The sequence below is a fragment of the Microbacterium sp. CFH 31415 genome (assembly GCF_022538185.1).
Taxonomy (GTDB): Bacteria; Actinomycetota; Actinomycetes; order Actinomycetales; family Microbacteriaceae; genus Microbacterium.
Genome location: NZ_JAKYXC010000006.1, coordinates 141,845 through 157,312, shown reverse-complemented (window position 1 = coordinate 157,312; position 15,468 = coordinate 141,845). Strand labels below are relative to the sequence as shown.

Sequence of the window (15,468 nt, the reverse complement as noted above, 5' to 3'; positions counted from 1 at the left end):
AACCCGCCAATCGAGCCGCCGAGCCTGCCTCACGCCTCCGCGGTGACCGACACCTCGGCGCCGTCGGGCGCGATCAGCGTGACCACGACCGACACCGGCGCCCCCAGCGGCACGCCGATCTCGACGGTCGATCCGATGAACCGGCCGATGCGCCGCACACGCCGGAACGAGATCGTCCCGTCGACGAGCGGCGGCCTCGGCGTGAGCGGAACGGAGGCCAGCTCCACCTCGGCCCGCAGCCCGCGCAGCGGCGGGAAGAACGGCCCCGGCGGGAACGGCTGCGGGCGCCGGAACGGGTCACGCTCGAACGGATCACGCCCGAACGGATCACGCCCGAACGGATCACGCCCGCGCCCGCGCGCAGCGCTCACCCGCAGCCGGTACGGCTGGTCGAGCGAGGCATCCGTCGCGACCACGACCACGACCCCGGCGAGCGCGCGCGGCGTGATCCCGATCAGATCCAGCGTTGCGGCCGGCGGAGGTGGCGGAGGCGTCCACCCTTCGATCGCGATCGAGCGGGTGGTGCTCCGGCCGCGGGGGTCGGTGATCGTGAGATCCACGGTGACGGATGCCGCGGCATCCGCTCTCTCGAACCACAGCGCAAGCGGCGACCGGCCCGCCGACCGCACCCCCCGCTGAATCACCGCCGGCCCGCCGGGAGGCGTGGTGAGCGGAGTCTCGTCGAGCGACGCCAGCGACACCGGCCCGACCTCGATCGGCGCCGGACCTGCCCCGGTGATCACGGCGCGCAGCGTGTGCTCGCCGAGATCGACCGCGGCGATGGGGGCCGTCGTGGCAGAGCGGACGACCAGGCCGGTGTGGGCGGCGTCGGTCTCGGCCGACACGAGGTCTTCGAGCACCGGCGGGGTGTCGGGCGCGGCGAGCACCGTGACGACGTCCGACGCGGGCGAGTGGAGCCCGCGGACCGCGCGCTGGGGCTCGATCGCCTGCGGCACGGCGATCGCCCGCACCAGCCACGGCGTCCACGCCGGCGGCAGCGTGCCCTGCCACTGCGCCTCGTAGACGAGCTGGCCCGTGACCGCGTCGCGCACGGGCGTCGTGCCGTCGAGCTTCACCTGCGCGACCGCTTCGGCGAACGCCGGTCCCATCGTGTCGGCACGCAGGGCGGCCCGGTCGCTGCGGGTGCGCAGCAGGCGGAACGTCTCGACGGGCAGCGCGCTCGCGGCCTGGAGCCGGAGGAGCACTTCAGTCCCCGTCGTCACGGCGACCGGCGACGACCGCACCACGGGCGGTTCGGGACGACTCAGGCGCGGGGCGATGACGACGCGCAGGTGCTCGTGCGGCTGGGTCCCACCGGTGCCCTGCGGCCAGGGCGACTCGATCGCGGTCGACGAGACGATCGTGACGGCGAAGAGGTGGATGTCGGTGGATCCGCGCGGCAGCGTGACGTCGGTCTTACCCGCGGCGGCGTCCACCTCGACCAGTCGGCGGAAGGCACCGCGCTGGCGGTCGGGCGTGAGCGCGTCGTACGCCTCACGCAGCGCGACCAGCCGCTCGGACGGACTGAGCGCCGGGTCGGCCTGCGGCGACAGCCCAGCCGTCTGGCGCAGAGCGGTCTCGGCGCACTCCCACACGACGGCAGTGCGGGCGTCGGCGCCCGCGGGCAGGCTCCACGACACCGACGCGTGCGAACAGCCCGCGGCGTCGGGCAGGCTCGCCAGCGGCACGTCCGGAAGCAGGGGCGGGGGCAGCGGATGCACCGGCACGGGGCTCGCCGCCTGAATGTCGGTCTGCGCGCCGAACGGGGTGGGCGTCGGCCCGGCGAGCAGGTGGCGACGTGTCCACAGCGCCGCACCCCACCGCCGCACCGTCGCGAAGTCGAGCGTCGGGATCGTCGTCGTCAGCCGGTAGCGCCGGGCGCCGGAACCGCGCGGGCCACCGCCGAGCGGAGCCGTGCCCTCCTCGTTCAGCTCCAGGACCGTGCACCCGACGCCCGTCGGAGTGTCACCGGCGAACGTCACCGTGAGGTCGCGGGCGAAGCCGCCCGCGGGCACCGGACCGGTGGGCGATAACACCGGCGCCGAGGAGGGTGGCGGAGAGACTGGATGGAAGACGACCCGCACATCGATGCGCGACGGCCGTCGCTGGGTCCACTCCGTCGCGACGTCGACCTCGAGCGTCGTCGGCGCGGCGGTCGATCCGGCATAGCGCGTGTCGAGCTTCGCGGTCACGATGGCCGACAGCTCGGGAGCAGGCTCGTTCCCGGTGTACGCCGCATCGCGCCACGGCGACCACACACCGAACACGTCGGCGACCGCGACGCCGTACCGCACCGAGCGGCCGCCGCTGCCGAGCGGGATGACGGCGGGCGCGTGCATGAGTGACGCACGATCGAACCCGGGCTGACCCTGGGGTGCATCCGGCGAGATCGCGACGGTGCGCCACCCCTGCGGGCTGCGTCGCTCGATGATCGCGTCGGCGGCCGGAGCGCCCGCGTCGGAGACGATCGCCGCCTGCTGCGTGGGTGTTCCGAGCATGGCCGACGCAAGTGCGCGCTTGTAGGAGAGTCGGATGCTCTCACCCCACGCCTCGTCGGGCTGTCTCGGTTCGACCAGTCCGGCCCGTGTCGCGGTCAGCTGCACGGGTGAGGGCACCTGCGTGAGACGGGCCCCGCGCGGAGCGTAGGCGGCGAACTCGGCGGATCCCATGCCGCCAGGCAGCGGCTGGCCCTCGATGACCTGCTCGCCGGGGGCGAGCACGTTCGCGTACTTCGCGGTGATGAGCAGCTCGTCGCCGCCGATGGGGATCTGGTCGTCGTCGCCGATCGGCTCGACGACATAGACCGAGCCGAACCCGGTCGCGAGATTGAGGAACGGGTCCACGTGCGCCGTCAGCCCGAGCACCGCCCACGGGCGCACATCGGCGTTCGCGTCGAGCGACGACGTCGAGGCCTCATCGACGTGCGGCGCCGTGGTCGGCGTCCACGCCTCGGTCTGCATCTGGCCGAACTCGGGGAGTCCCGGGTCGTACAGCGCCTCGACGGCGGGGAAGACGAACTTCCGCACCTCCTCGACGAGCGAGGGCGGGTCGGGCTCCTCCCATGGCGGCGCCTGCACGCCCGAGGGCGTCAGCCCGTCCCAGCCGAGGGGCGGTGCGCCCCGCCTGAGGCGACGGACCGCGGCGTCGAACGGACGCTCCAGCGCGTGCACCCAACCCTGGTCGCTCGTGTCATAGTCACCCAGGGGGCCGTCGACGGGGAGCCCGACGAGCTCGAGCGGCTCCCAGTCGTCGGCGTTGACGATGTCGTGCAGCGTCGTGATCGCGACCGACGGGGTGTGGCCGTTGACGAGTACGGCCCAGGTCGCGCCGCCGGTGCGCACGTCGAAGTGGGCTGTCGCCCCCGCCGCGACGCGCACCGCGGCCGCACCGACCGTGCCGGCCAGGCCGTCGCGGCCCACCCGGTACAGGAACAGCCCGACCGGCTGGGCCGGGTCGGAGGGTGCGCAGTGCACGACGACCCGGCCGGCATCCACTCCTCCCCAGCTCAGCCGCAACCCGTCGGCGGTGCCGATGACCTCGGCGTCGATCGGCTCGGGCTTGCGCCGCTGCGACACGGGGCGCCGCCACACCGTGAACGGCCCGTGCGGCACGCCGAGCTCGGCGGAGCACGCCCACACGACGCGGACGTCGCCGAACCGGCGCTTGATGCGCTCCCAGTCGACCTTCTCGCCCAGCAGCTGCTCGCGCTCGCGGGCGACCCGGGTCCAGTCGATTTCGACTGCCTGCGCCCGCATGCGGAACGGATCGGCGATGCGTGCCATCAGTCCTCCACCTCCCAGGGCGCCCGCTGCAGATCGACGCGCACGGCGGTCGTCGCGGTCTCGGTCGTCGTCGTGGGCATCACGTCGCGGTGCACCAGGGCGAATCGCGCCTCGCGCCCGCGCGACGACGGCCCGAGGATCGCGATGGCCCGCGTGCCGCCCGGCCCGCGGACGATGCGCTGGATCGTCGCACGCGGCAGGTCGCCGGCGACCGCGGCCGTGGCGTCGGCGCGCAGCACGAGCCACTCGCCGGGCCGCCCGGCCCAGTAGCCGTGGCTCGGATCGGGCGCGTCCGGCGGAGCGGACACCCAGGTCGGAACCGTGCGGGTGCGCCACAGCGGCTCGCTGCCCTCGACGATCACGGCGAGAGGCTGCGGCGTGGCATCCGCGCTCCACAGCACTCGCGTGCGCGGCCAGTCGGGCACCGGCTCCACGTCGAGTCCGGCGCGTTGCAGCGCATCGTCGACGGCGGCGCCGGTCGGCTGATCGGCGAGCGCCGTGATCGCCGAGAAGTCGGCGACCGCGCGGTGCTCGACGACCGCACCCGAGGTGAGGGCGGCGAGGTCGGCGGTGTCGCGGAACCGCGACGTCGTGAACCCGACGCGGTGCACCAGGATCGGATCGGCACCCGTCCCCTTCACCACGCTGTGCACGTCGACGAGGTAGTCGGTCAGCGGCTCGAAGTCGTACTCGAGCGTCGTCGTGTAGACGTTCGTCGCGTCTTCGTCGACGTTCACGCAGTCGAGGCCGTCCTCGCCGATCACCTCGAGCACCGCGGTGTGCCACGGCTTGAGCACGCCGTCCGCGCTCTCGAGGGTCGCGATCACGCCGTCGGGATCGAGCGGAAGCACCACGCCGTCGGCCGGCGAGCCGCCTCCCGGAGGGGAGGGGTGATCTCCGGATGCCGCGCGCACGGTCACCCGCAGTTCGCGGCCGTACGCATTGAAGAGGCCGGTGACCCGCTGGGTCGCGAAGACGATCTTCACCTTCTCGCGCGTGAACACGCCGACCTCGTCCATGCTCGGCGACGTGCTCGTGATCCACGGATCGAGATCGATCGGGGCGGTGTCTGCCGTGCGGAACGCGAAGGTCTGCGGCGCGCCGACGGGGTTCCAGCCGTCGCCGTCGTCGCCCATGCCGGGCTGCGCCTCGCCCTCTTTGCTGGTCGCCTCCCACGTCACCGCGATGCTGTAGTCGGTGCCGGGATGGAGCAGCGCGACGTCGTCCGCGCCCTTCGACAAGGCGTTCGAGAGCGCCGTGCGGTCACGGTCGATCGTCAGCTCGTCCCACTCGTGGCGCTCGCGCTCGCTGGCGAACGAGCCGGTCGCCGCGACCACGACGAACGGGTCGCTGAGCTGCTTCCGCCCGTCGTCGCGGCGGCGGCCGATGACGATGCGCGACGTGCCGTCGGGCACCCACTTGAGCGGCACGAAGACCGGCAGCAGCAGCGGTCCGCCGTGGTGCAGCCGTCCGGCGATCACGCCGGCGCGCCACACCGGATCGGCCCACGGCCCGCCGGGCTCGACCCACTCGTCGGGAAGCCGGTGAACGCCGCCGAGCATGTCGGAGCCGCTGACGGGGCGCTCGTCGAGCGCGGTGCCGTCGGCGGCCTCGCAGCGGATCACGACACCGTCGTTCAGGCCGCGCTCGTCGACGAGGAGCAGTACCGAGAAGGCGACGAACGTGTCGTCGTCGCGGACGAACGCGACGGCGTCTGCGAGCTCGTGGGGCCGGAATCCGGTCTCGTCCCACGCTTTCTTGACAAGCACCTGGTCCTCCTCGGTGCCCCACGGCGCCGGCTGATCGAGGTCGCGGTACGGCGAGCGGAGCACGGCGCCGCGGCATCCGCTCTTCCCTCTCCGCTGCCGACGCACGGGCTCGCGCTCACGCACGCCGTCCTCGATCGGGACCGCCGCCTGCGCCTCCCAGCCGGTCCGCTGGGCCACCGCCGCGAGATCGTGCAGGGATCCGCCGTCGCTCAGGAACGCGGTCGCCTCGGCGAGCGACGCCGCGCTCGCGAACGCGCCGGCGCTGAACGTGGCGGGCAGCAGTCCGTCCCAGCGGCCGAAGGGGTCACGCGGGTCGACGGGATCGGCAGCCGGGTCGAAGCACACCACTTGGTCGCCGATCACGATCGCCGGCGCCGTGCCCTGCACGAGGTCGATGCGCGGGGCGACGCGCCACAGCTCGATGACCCGCACCCGCAGGTCGGCGGCCTGCGTGCGCACGGTGTCGGGCGGATCCGGCCACGCGACACCGGTGAGACGCCACCCGTCGTCGCTCGGGCCGTCGGGGCTGTCGTGGAATGTCCACAGCACGCGGGCAGGCGGCGCGCCCTGCGAGCACACGTTGCCCCACTGGTGGCGGACCGTCTCGACGAGGTTCTCGCCGTACGGCACCGCGGTCGGCGTGGCCGTCGGCAGCCAGTCGAGCAGAGCCAGCGTCGGGCCGGCGTGCGGTCCGGTGGCGGCGAGCGGCTTGATCCACGTGCTCGGCGCATCGCCGGGGCCGACGCCTCCGGTGAGCGTGACCGCGTTGACGCGGTAGCGCCACCAGCGGTCGCCGACACGGGTCCAGAAGTTCGGACCGCCCGCGGGCAGGTTGACCGGCGGTTCGCCGAGGATCTCGACGTCGGTCCCGCCCGGGCCGCCGTTCATCTGCGGCGCGGTGTGGAACGCGATCAGCGGGATCGCGTCGATGGGCACCACGGGCACCGGCTCGGCGGTGCCCGAGCGCGCCGCGTCGCCGAGCTTGCCGTCGATGACGTCGCCGGCTCCGGTGCCCTCGACCTTCGCGGGGGTCCTCGAGATGAGCGAGACGCCCGCGACCAGGTCGCGCGGCTTCGGCGTGGGCGTCGGGGGTGCGCCGATCGTGAGGCTCACGCATCCCTTGACGGAGAAGAAGAAGAAGTCGACGCTGCCGCACACCTCGCCATGCACGTACGGCTCCTGGGTGATGGTGCCGTCGGGGTTCTCCCGCGTGCCGACCTGCACCTCGAGCTTCGCGCTGGCCGAGATGCCCACGATCCACAGGCGCAGCTCGCCGCGCACGTAGATGATGCCGGCCAGGTAGAACGGGTCGAGCCCGAGGATCGCGTCGAAGCCGGCGGCGACCTCGAGGTACAGGCCGACCGATTTGCTCCCCATCAGCACGGCCTGCAGATGGAAGCCGGTCGCGACCGCGAAGCCGGAGGGCACCGAGAGCACCGGCTCGGTGGCGAGGGTGATGCCGTTGCCGTGCACCATCAGGTAGCCGCTGCCGCGGATCACGTCGAGCACCGAGACGGTGACGCGCTCCGCCTCGGGGAACCGGCCGAGGTCGACGAACCAGTTCTCGGGGTTCGCCGTCTCGAAGCTCGCGGTGACGGGCACGCGTACTTTGAGGATGCTCTCGATCTCGTAGGCGGCGACGATGCCGATCAGGATCTTGCCCGCGGCGAAGTCGATGTCGAGCACGGCGAGGAACGTCGCCGTCTGGTTGCTGCCGAACATCGGAGGAAGACTCAGCACGTCGGCCTTCATGATGAGCAGCAGTCGCGGGCCTGGCAGCTCGATGAGCACGATGCCGTCGAGGTGCACGGTGAACCCGCCGTCGACGGTCCCGACCGCGATGCCGGCCGCGAACGCGAACGCGCCGGGCTCGAGCGTCCAGCCCTCCGGCGCCATCACCTGCCCCGTTCGCGGGTACTGGGCCATGACCCAGTCCAGCGCCGGCGTGAGCGACCCGGCGAAGGGCGACTCGTCACGGCGGTAGTTGACGCCGACGCCGCCCATGAAGCCGTAGATGCCGAGCCCCGAGTTGCCGAGCAGGATCGGCACCGGGAACTCGACGCGCCCGCCGACGAGCACGCCCGTCACGCCGCGCGCCGGGTCGCGCTCGACCGCGAGCACAGCGGCGACGCGGATGTTCACGGGCGTCACCGTGAGGTCGAACGCGCCGCGGAAGCCGAACTCGGTGAACTCGAGCGATCCTGACCCGTGGAGGGTGCCGGGGATCTCGATGCTCGCCCGCAGCTTCGTGATCTGCAGGTCGAGAGGCGGCCCGTCGAGCCGCACGCGCACGCGCACGGCGTCGACGCTGACGATGCCGAGGTCGACGCCGAGGCCCACCTCGACCTCGAGATAGGTCGGGTTGTCGCGGCTCACGCGGAAGCCGAGGATCCGCAGGATCTCGTCGAGTGGGGGCGTGGCCGTGAGCGCCCCGGCCGGAACGTCGAGCGAGTAGCCGCGGCTCGGGTCGAACACCGGCAGCGGCACGTACTCGAGGGGAGTCGAGCCGGTGCCCCACTCCGACCGCACGCCGATCGCCTTGTAGCGTGCCTTGATCGGCTTGGCCGGGTCGACGCGCACCAGTTCGATGTCGAAGCTGAACGCGATCTCGAGATCCAGCAGGATGCTGATCTGCACACCCCGATCGGATGCCGCGGTGATGCCGTCCGGTCCGAGCACGCCGCTCGACACCACGAGTTCCCCGCCGCGCAGCATCAGCTCGTGCGTGTGCAGCACGTCGCTGGCGCCGAGCGCGACGCTGCCGAGCGCGACGATCGCGCCGGCCGCGGGCGAGAGCTCGACGGCACTGGCGGTGAGGGGCGCCATCACGGCGAGCGCGCCGAGCACGTTGAGGGTGTCGGGGTTCGCCTCGCCCTCGGTCATGATCGCGAGCCCGTCGAGGTCCTGCTCGGCCGCGCGGAACTCCGCCGTCACATCCCAGGCCGCCCGGTCCTCGCTGAGTCGCAGGCGCACGAGGAACAGGCAGATGCCGTCCGACGCGTTGCGCGCGCCCGAACGCAGCGGGCTCTCGCCGCGGCGGGCGAGCGACGACTCCGCTGCGGTCTCGATGTCGAACTCGCCGTAGATCTCCGCCCGCACGAGCGTGTCGCGCACGATCTCGACGCGCACACCGATCTTGCGGAAGCAGTCCGGCCGTTGCGCCTGCGGCGGGCGGGGGTCGGTGCGCGGGGCGGGCGGCAGCACCGTGCGGGTGACGTCGGCGCGGCAGATCTCCTCGACCGCGGGCATCGGCTGCCAGCGCGCGACGGCGAGCCACCAGTACGACGCACCCCGGGCGGGCCGGGGAGTCACCCCGTCCATCAGCCCGGGGATCGTCGCGGTCGAGTTCGCGAACGCCGAGCCGTGCGGCGTCCCCGCCTGCACGTTGGTGAAGCCCGCGTTGCGGAGGGCGCGCATCGCGGCCTCCATGCGGCGTCGCGAGAGCAGCAGGTTGTGGCTGTCCTGAGCGGTCGACCCCGGGTCCTCGTGCGAGGCGTAGCCGTCGACGGTGATCTGCTGCCCGGCGCCCACCTGCGCGACCCGCGCGGCCATCGCGGTCTCGAACGCGGAGCCCCCGGTCGCGCTGGTCGTGCGCCCGGACGCGGGGCGGTCCCTCATGTCGGCGTTGCTGTCGGCCCACGCCAGGCGGGCGTCCTCGCGCGTCTGCTCCTCGGGCGACAGCGGCGGCACAGGAGCCGGGACCGGCGCCGGGGGGAGCTGGCCGGCGGTCGGGCGATCGTAGTGGAACCAGCATCCGGCCGTCTGCGCGATGCCTGCGGGGATGGTCGCGGTGACCGTCACCGGCGCGCCGGCGGCGACCGGCACCGTGAGGGTCTCACCGGTCGAGCTGCCGCCGCTCCACGTCCACGCGACGCTGCGGCGAGGCTCCAGCCGCACAGTGACGTGCGTCGCGGTCTCGCTGTCCTTGACGATCACGTGGGTGCCGCGCTGCGTCGGCCGCACCTCGGTCGTGGAGCCGCCGGGGCCCGACCCGCCGGTGCCCGTCGTGTCGCGGGCGACCGTGATGGTGCGTACGACGGCGGACGCGGGGCCGGCGTCGTCGGCCGTCACGGTGATGGTCATGGTTCCCGTGGCAGGCGTGACGACGGGCGCCCGATCGTCGGTCACCGGACTCCCCGACCCGACGGTGATCGTGATCGCGACGGGGGCGATCCCGCCCTCGGTGTCGACCACGATCTCGGAGTTCTCAGGCAGCCTCGCGGTGCCCATGCCGGGGTCGGCGATGTAGCGGCCGCCCGGGCCGCGGAAGCTGGCGTGGATCCGCGGCGCGCCGCCGCGGTTGACGACTTCGGCCTCGAAGATGCCGGTGACGCCCTGATGCTCGCCGACGCCGATCCAGAGGTTGCGCACGCCGGCACTGACGGCGACGCCCTCGAGCCCCTGGGGCGAGACGAACAGCCGAACCTCGGGGAGGAAGAGCCCCTGCCACGCGGCGGGCTGCACCCGTGCCTCGGGTGGCACGCCCGACGGCGCCGCCTCGCCCGATAGGTCGAGCACGGCCGTGCGGTAGGCGAACCCGACGGTGGAGCCGGGGCCGATGAGCGCGTACGGCGGCTCCATGCGCACGAACTCGTAGATGTCTTCGGTGCCGCCGCCAGAGCTCGTCGCCGACGACAGCAGCTTGACCGCGACCGACTGCCCGGCGAACTGCATGACCCGCACGCGCAGCTGGGGCACGACGAACGAGACGTCGGGGAAGGCCGGGTCGGGGATCAGCTGCCCCTGCGCGTCGAGCTTGGCGCCGACGAGTCCCGGCACCCTGATGGCCGCGAGCGGCGCGGTGACGATGACGCGCCAGCCCGACGCGGGAGCCCGCAGCTCGCCCACCGCGACGGTGAGGTTCGGATCTCGCAGCTGCAGCAGCGACCCGCTCCCGCCGATGCCGCCGGTCGCGAGATCGAGGCCGGGAATGCTCGTCACGCTCTGCGTCACCGAGGTGACGTCCCACGTGCCGAACTCGTCGGTGTCGGTCGAGGTGGTGACCGAGTCGGTCATCTGCTCGAGCAGGGGGCGCAGCCGATCCGCGCCGCCGCCCGCGCCGGACAGCGTGTCCCAAAGGCTCATGGCGCCCTTTCCGCAGGATGGATCACCGAAAGAGCGACACCCGAAGGCGCACTCGTTGTGTGGAACTTCCGTGGAACGGTCGCAACTCCGATGCCGGCGCGTCGACTCCCACTCGGCGCGTCCACAGGGCCCCCATTGCGGCGAGCCACATCTTCCTCCCAGCACGCGAGGTGCGCAAGAGGCACGCGTCGGGCACAGCGGCCCGCACCGTCCGCCCCCGGGGATAGGTTGGCGGCATGCCCCAGACCATGACCGGCCGCGAACGCACGATCCTCGCCATCGCGGTGCTGGCGTCGTTCGTCGCGTTCCTCGACGGCACGGTGGTCAACGTCGCCCTCCCCGCGATCAGCGACGAGCTCGGCGGCGGCCTCACGACGCAGCAGTGGGTGGTGGATGCCTACCTGATCACCCTCGGCGCCCTCATTCTGGTCGCGGGCTCGGTCGCAGACGCCTACGGCCGGGCGTTCGTCATGCGCATCGGCCTGATCGGCTTCGGCATCACCAGCGTCGCGATCGCCCTCGCACCGACCGCCGAGTTCCTCATCGTCTCGCGGGCGCTGCAGGGCGCTGCCGGCGCGTTCCTCGTGCCGAGCTCGCTCGCGCTCATCACGTCGACCTTCCGCGGAGCCGCGCAGGGCCGGGCGATCGGCATCTGGACAGCCATGACCACCACGGCGATGATCGCCGGCCCCATCCTCGGCGGCCTCTTCGTCGACTTCCTGTCGTGGCGCCTCGTCTTCCTCATCAACGTGGTCCCCATCGCGATCACGCTGTGGCTGCTGTCCCGCGCAGGAGTGAAAGACGCCAGACGAGCGGATGCCGCGATCGACTGGCTCAGCGCCGCCCTGTGCACCCTCGGCCTCGGCCTGATGGTGTTCGCGCTCATCGAGCAGCCGCGGCTGGGGTGGACGTCACCGGCGATCTGGCTGCCGCTCCTCGTCGGCGCAGGGCTGTTCGCGACGTTCATCATCCGCCAGCGCTTCGCGCGGCATCCGATCCTCCCTCTCGATCTCTTCCGGGTGCGCAACTTCTGGACCGGCAATGTCGCGACCACGTTCATCTACGGAGCGCTCGCGCTGAACGGCTTCGTCGTCGTGGTCTACCTGCAGCAGGGGCCCGGACTCCCTGCCACGCTCGCCGGGCTGGCGAGCCTTCCCGTGACGATCCTGCTCATCCTGCTCAGCTCGCGGGTCGGGGCGCTCGCCGGCAAGTGGGGTCCGCGGCTGTTCATGACGGTCGGCCCGATCACCATGGGCGCGGGCGCGCTGCTGCTGCTCACGGTGTCGGAGGCCTTCGACTACTGGTGGCAGGTGCTGCCGAGCATGATCCTCATGGGGCTGGGGCTCGCGCTCACCGTCGCACCGCTGACCTCGGCCATCCTCGGCGCGATCGACACCGAGCGCTCCGGCATCGCGTCCGCGGTGAACAACGCGGTCGCCCGCGTCGCCGGCCTCGTCACGATCGCCATGCTCGCCACGATCGTGGGCGGGCAGCTCGATCTCGAGGGCTTCCACCGCGCGGCCATCGTGACGGCGGCCATGATGGTCGCCGGCGGGCTGGTGTCGTGGGCGGGCATCCGCAATCCCGAGGCCCCGGTCGGGGACGATCAGGCGTCCAAGAACGCCGCGTGACGAAAGCCGTCCCGGTCGAGCACGGCGACGGAAGACTCGGGCACCTCGAGGAACACGCCGGGCAGGTCGTTGAGCGGCTCCGAAACCACGACCTGCGCGTGATCGCCGAAGGCCTCCAGGCGCGAGGCGTCGGGATACATCGTCCGCAGGGCGGGCACGTCCGCGGAGTGGAACAGCGTGCGCGACCGGCCCTGCGACGAGTACCGGAACGCCCACAGCGTCTCGCCGTCCGACACCGCGAGTGTGCCCTGCATGGGGAACTGCACGCCGGCCGCGTGCCCCACCTCCTCGACGCGACGGATCGCCGTACCGACTGCGGCGACCGGATCGTCGGCGAGCCCGTACGTCAAAGCGAGGTGGAACAGCACCTCCGAGTCGGTCGTGCCCTGGATGTGCGGGTACAGCGACGGGTCGACCGCCAGCATCAGGTCGCGCTTGATCAGTCCGAACTGCGCGATCCCGCCGTTGTGCATGAACAGCCACCGGTCGTACCGGAACGGATGGCAGTTCGTCTGCTGGATGGGCGGTCCGGCGGCCGCGCGCACGTGCGTGAAGAACAGCGGGCTGCGCACCGCCTGGCTGATCTCACGCAGGTTCTGGTCATGCCACGCCGGCTCGATGCTGCGGAAGACAGCGGGATGCCTCGGGGAAGCGGCATCCGCCGGATACCAGCCCAACCCGAACCCGTCGCCGTTCACGGTCTCCGCGCCAAGGGGCGAGTTGAGCGCCATCGCCACGACCGAGTGCTGCGCGTCGAGGACGAGCGTGGAGGGCTGCAGCGGCTCTCCGGTGTAGGCCAGCCAGCGGCACATCCTGCCTCCGAACCCGCGACGGAACGGGCCGTTCGGCCCGGTGCGAGTCATCGTACGACCGGGCACAGCGACCGCGCCTACCCCGAACAGGGTGATTGTCACGGCGCACGCCTGGCCCGCGGCATCCGCTCACTGCAAGACTGGCGGCATGGCCGTCATCGAGAATTCGAAAGTCACCATCGTCGGCGCCGGAAGCGTCGGATCGAGCACGGCGTACGCCGCGCTGATCCGCGGGTCGGCGCGGCACGTGGCGCTCTACGACATCGCGACCGAGAAGGTCGAGGCCGAGGTGCTCGATCTGGCCCACGGCACGCAGTTCACGGGTTCGAGCGACATCATCGGCGGCAGCGACGTCTCGGTGGTCGAGGGCTCCCACGTCGTCGTCATCACGGCGGGCGCGAAGCAGAACCCCGGCCAGACCCGGATCGAGCTCGCGGGCGTCAACGCCGGGATCATGAAGAAGATGATGCCGCAGCTGCTCGAGGCGGCGCCCGAGGCGATCTACGTCATCGTCACGAACCCGTGCGACGTGCTCACGGTGCTCGCGCAGGAGGCGACCGGACTGCCGCCCGAGCGCATCTTCGCGTCGGGCACGGTGCTCGACACGTCGCGCCTGCGCTGGAAGCTCGCCGAGCGCGCGGGCGTCTCGACCGGAAGCGTGCACGCGTACATCGTGGGTGAGCACGGCGACACCGAGTTCCCGCTGTGGTCGCGTGCGACCATCGGCACGGTGCCGATCCTCGACTGGGTCACGCCGGCGGGCGACCGCATGAGCGCGGCCGAGCTCGATCAGATCGCCGTCGACGTGCGCGACGCCGCCTACAAGGTCATCCAGGGCAAGGGTGCGACGAACTACGCGATCGGACTGTCGAGCGCGCGCATCATCGAGGCCATCCTCCACGACGAGCACGCTGTGATGCCCGTGTCGGCCGTGCTGCGCGACTTCCACGGCGTCGACGGCGTCGCCCTCTCGGTGCCGTCGGTCGTGAGCGCGACCGGCGCACATCCGGTGCGCGAGACCCAGTTCGCCTCGCACGAGCTCGACCTCTTCCACCGGTCCGCCGAAGCGCTGCGCGAGGTGGCCGACTCGCTGCGGAGCTGACCCGTGACGCCCGGCCACATCACCGTTCCGGCACTCGCCGAGACGGGCTACGTCGTTCTCGACCGCTACGACCAGGCTCGCGACCCGGTCGAGTGGCACGACCTCGAGTACACCGGCTGGCGGTCGTCGGGCGTGACGCGCTTCGCCCCGCTCACCAGCTACGCCGGCGAGATCGAGTGCAACGGCTTCTGGAACCACACGCCGCCGCGCGCCGACAAGGACGGGGTGTGGATACCGTCGCAGGTCGCCCGCGCCCCGAACCTGACGCGTCGTGCGCAGGAGGCCGGGGCGGGAGTCGGGCGCTGCCGGGTGATCGAGCTGCAGCCGAACACGTACGACGACGCGGTCTACAACCTGCACCAGGATGACAACAACCGCCTCAACCCTGAGGGCACCGGCTGGGTCGTACGCGCGTTCTTCAACCTGACCGACGACCCCGACTCGCTGCTGCTCCTTCGCCGGGACCGGTTCGACCCGTCGACAGAGCTGCGCATCCCGTTGCCCGCCGGCTCCCGCGTGATCGTCGACACCCAGCGCTTCTGGCACGCTGTGTGGCACCGCGGCGACCGCCCGCGCTACGGCCTGATCACGTCGTGGGAGTCGGGCCCCGAGCTCGCGGCCTACATCCGCGAGCACCACGGCGTCGCCCGCGTCGACAGCGTGCCGCTCGACGCGGCGACCATCGAGCACGCGCAGCGCGAACTGCATCGCCGGCTCGAGGAGCGACGGCAGGCGGTGGCCGCGCTCGGTGCCGCGTACGTGACGCCGGACGCGTGAGTCGCGTGGGGCTTCGCGAAGATCAGCGGATGCCGGAGCCGCCCTCGACGAACCGTGCCAGGTTGCTCAGCGACGACGCCAGCCCGGCGGCGTGGTCGTCGGGGTCGATCCCGGGCGGCACCCCGGTCGCCACGACGTCGACGTACGTCCCGCCGTCGCCCTCGGTGAACGTCCACGTCATCGTCATGGTGCCGGCGAACGCCGGATCGTCGGACGGGAAGTCGACCTCCTCGACGATGCGCTCGCCGACCTCGACGGCGATGCGGCGCACGTCCGCGACATCCGACTCCGCCGTCGCCTTCCCGCCCTGCGCCGGCGGTTCGTCGTAGGTCAGCACCATGCGGTAGCCGGCCGCGGCATCGAAGCGCTCCAACCGCGCGGTCATGCCGTCGGGCGGCAGCCAGGCGACCACCGCGACCGGGTCGACGAACGCGCGGAAGACGTCGTCGGGCTCCGCCGCGATGAATCGGGATGCCGCATCCACCCGCATGCGGTCACCCTACGCCGCGC

7 protein-coding genes are annotated in these 15,468 nt (G+C 72.3%); 3 read left to right on the top strand and 4 right to left on the bottom strand.

The annotated features are described in order from the left end of the window. Positions 1-29 precede the first annotated feature (29 nt). Positions 30-3,782: a hypothetical protein gene (locus MK786_RS08740; protein WP_241111840.1), complete on the bottom strand. Its 3,753-nt coding sequence runs from the start codon at positions 3,780-3,782 to the stop codon at positions 30-32. Beyond that, on the bottom strand, positions 3,782-10,636 hold the full coding sequence (locus MK786_RS08735; RefSeq protein ID WP_241111839.1) for a DUF6603 domain-containing protein: 6,855 nt from the start codon (positions 10,634-10,636) through the stop codon (positions 3,782-3,784). Before MK786_RS08735 ends, MK786_RS08740 begins: the two co-directional genes overlap by 1 nt. A 236-nt stretch (positions 10,637-10,872) precedes the next feature. Between MK786_RS08735 and MK786_RS08730 the strand changes: the two genes are divergently transcribed. After that, on the top strand, positions 10,873-12,267 hold the full coding sequence (locus MK786_RS08730; RefSeq protein ID WP_241111838.1) for an MFS transporter: 1,395 nt from the start codon (positions 10,873-10,875) through the stop codon (positions 12,265-12,267). Here MK786_RS08730 and MK786_RS08725 read toward each other — a convergent pair. Then, positions 12,243-13,130, bottom strand: coding sequence for a class II glutamine amidotransferase (locus tag MK786_RS08725; RefSeq protein ID WP_241111837.1), 888 nt, complete (start codon positions 13,128-13,130; stop codon positions 12,243-12,245). The two genes, MK786_RS08730 and MK786_RS08725, sit on opposite strands and share 25 nt — an antisense overlap. 97 nt (positions 13,131-13,227) lie before the next feature. On the opposite strand from MK786_RS08725, the gene MK786_RS08720 reads away from it, so the two are divergent. Further along, on the top strand, positions 13,228-14,181 hold the full coding sequence (locus MK786_RS08720) for an L-lactate dehydrogenase (RefSeq protein ID WP_241111836.1): 954 nt from the start codon (positions 13,228-13,230) through the stop codon (positions 14,179-14,181). Between the two features lie 3 nt (positions 14,182-14,184). Then, positions 14,185-14,958 carry a hypothetical protein gene (locus tag MK786_RS08715; RefSeq protein WP_241111835.1) on the top strand — a complete coding sequence of 258 codons (774 nt, stop codon included), beginning with the start codon at positions 14,185-14,187 and terminating at the stop codon, positions 14,956-14,958. Between the two features lie 22 nt (positions 14,959-14,980). Here MK786_RS08715 and MK786_RS08710 read toward each other — a convergent pair whose 3' ends face one another. After that, positions 14,981-15,448: an SRPBCC domain-containing protein gene (locus tag MK786_RS08710; protein ID WP_241111834.1), complete on the bottom strand. Its 468-nt coding sequence runs from the start codon at positions 15,446-15,448 to the stop codon at positions 14,981-14,983. Positions 15,449-15,468 lie beyond the last annotated feature (20 nt).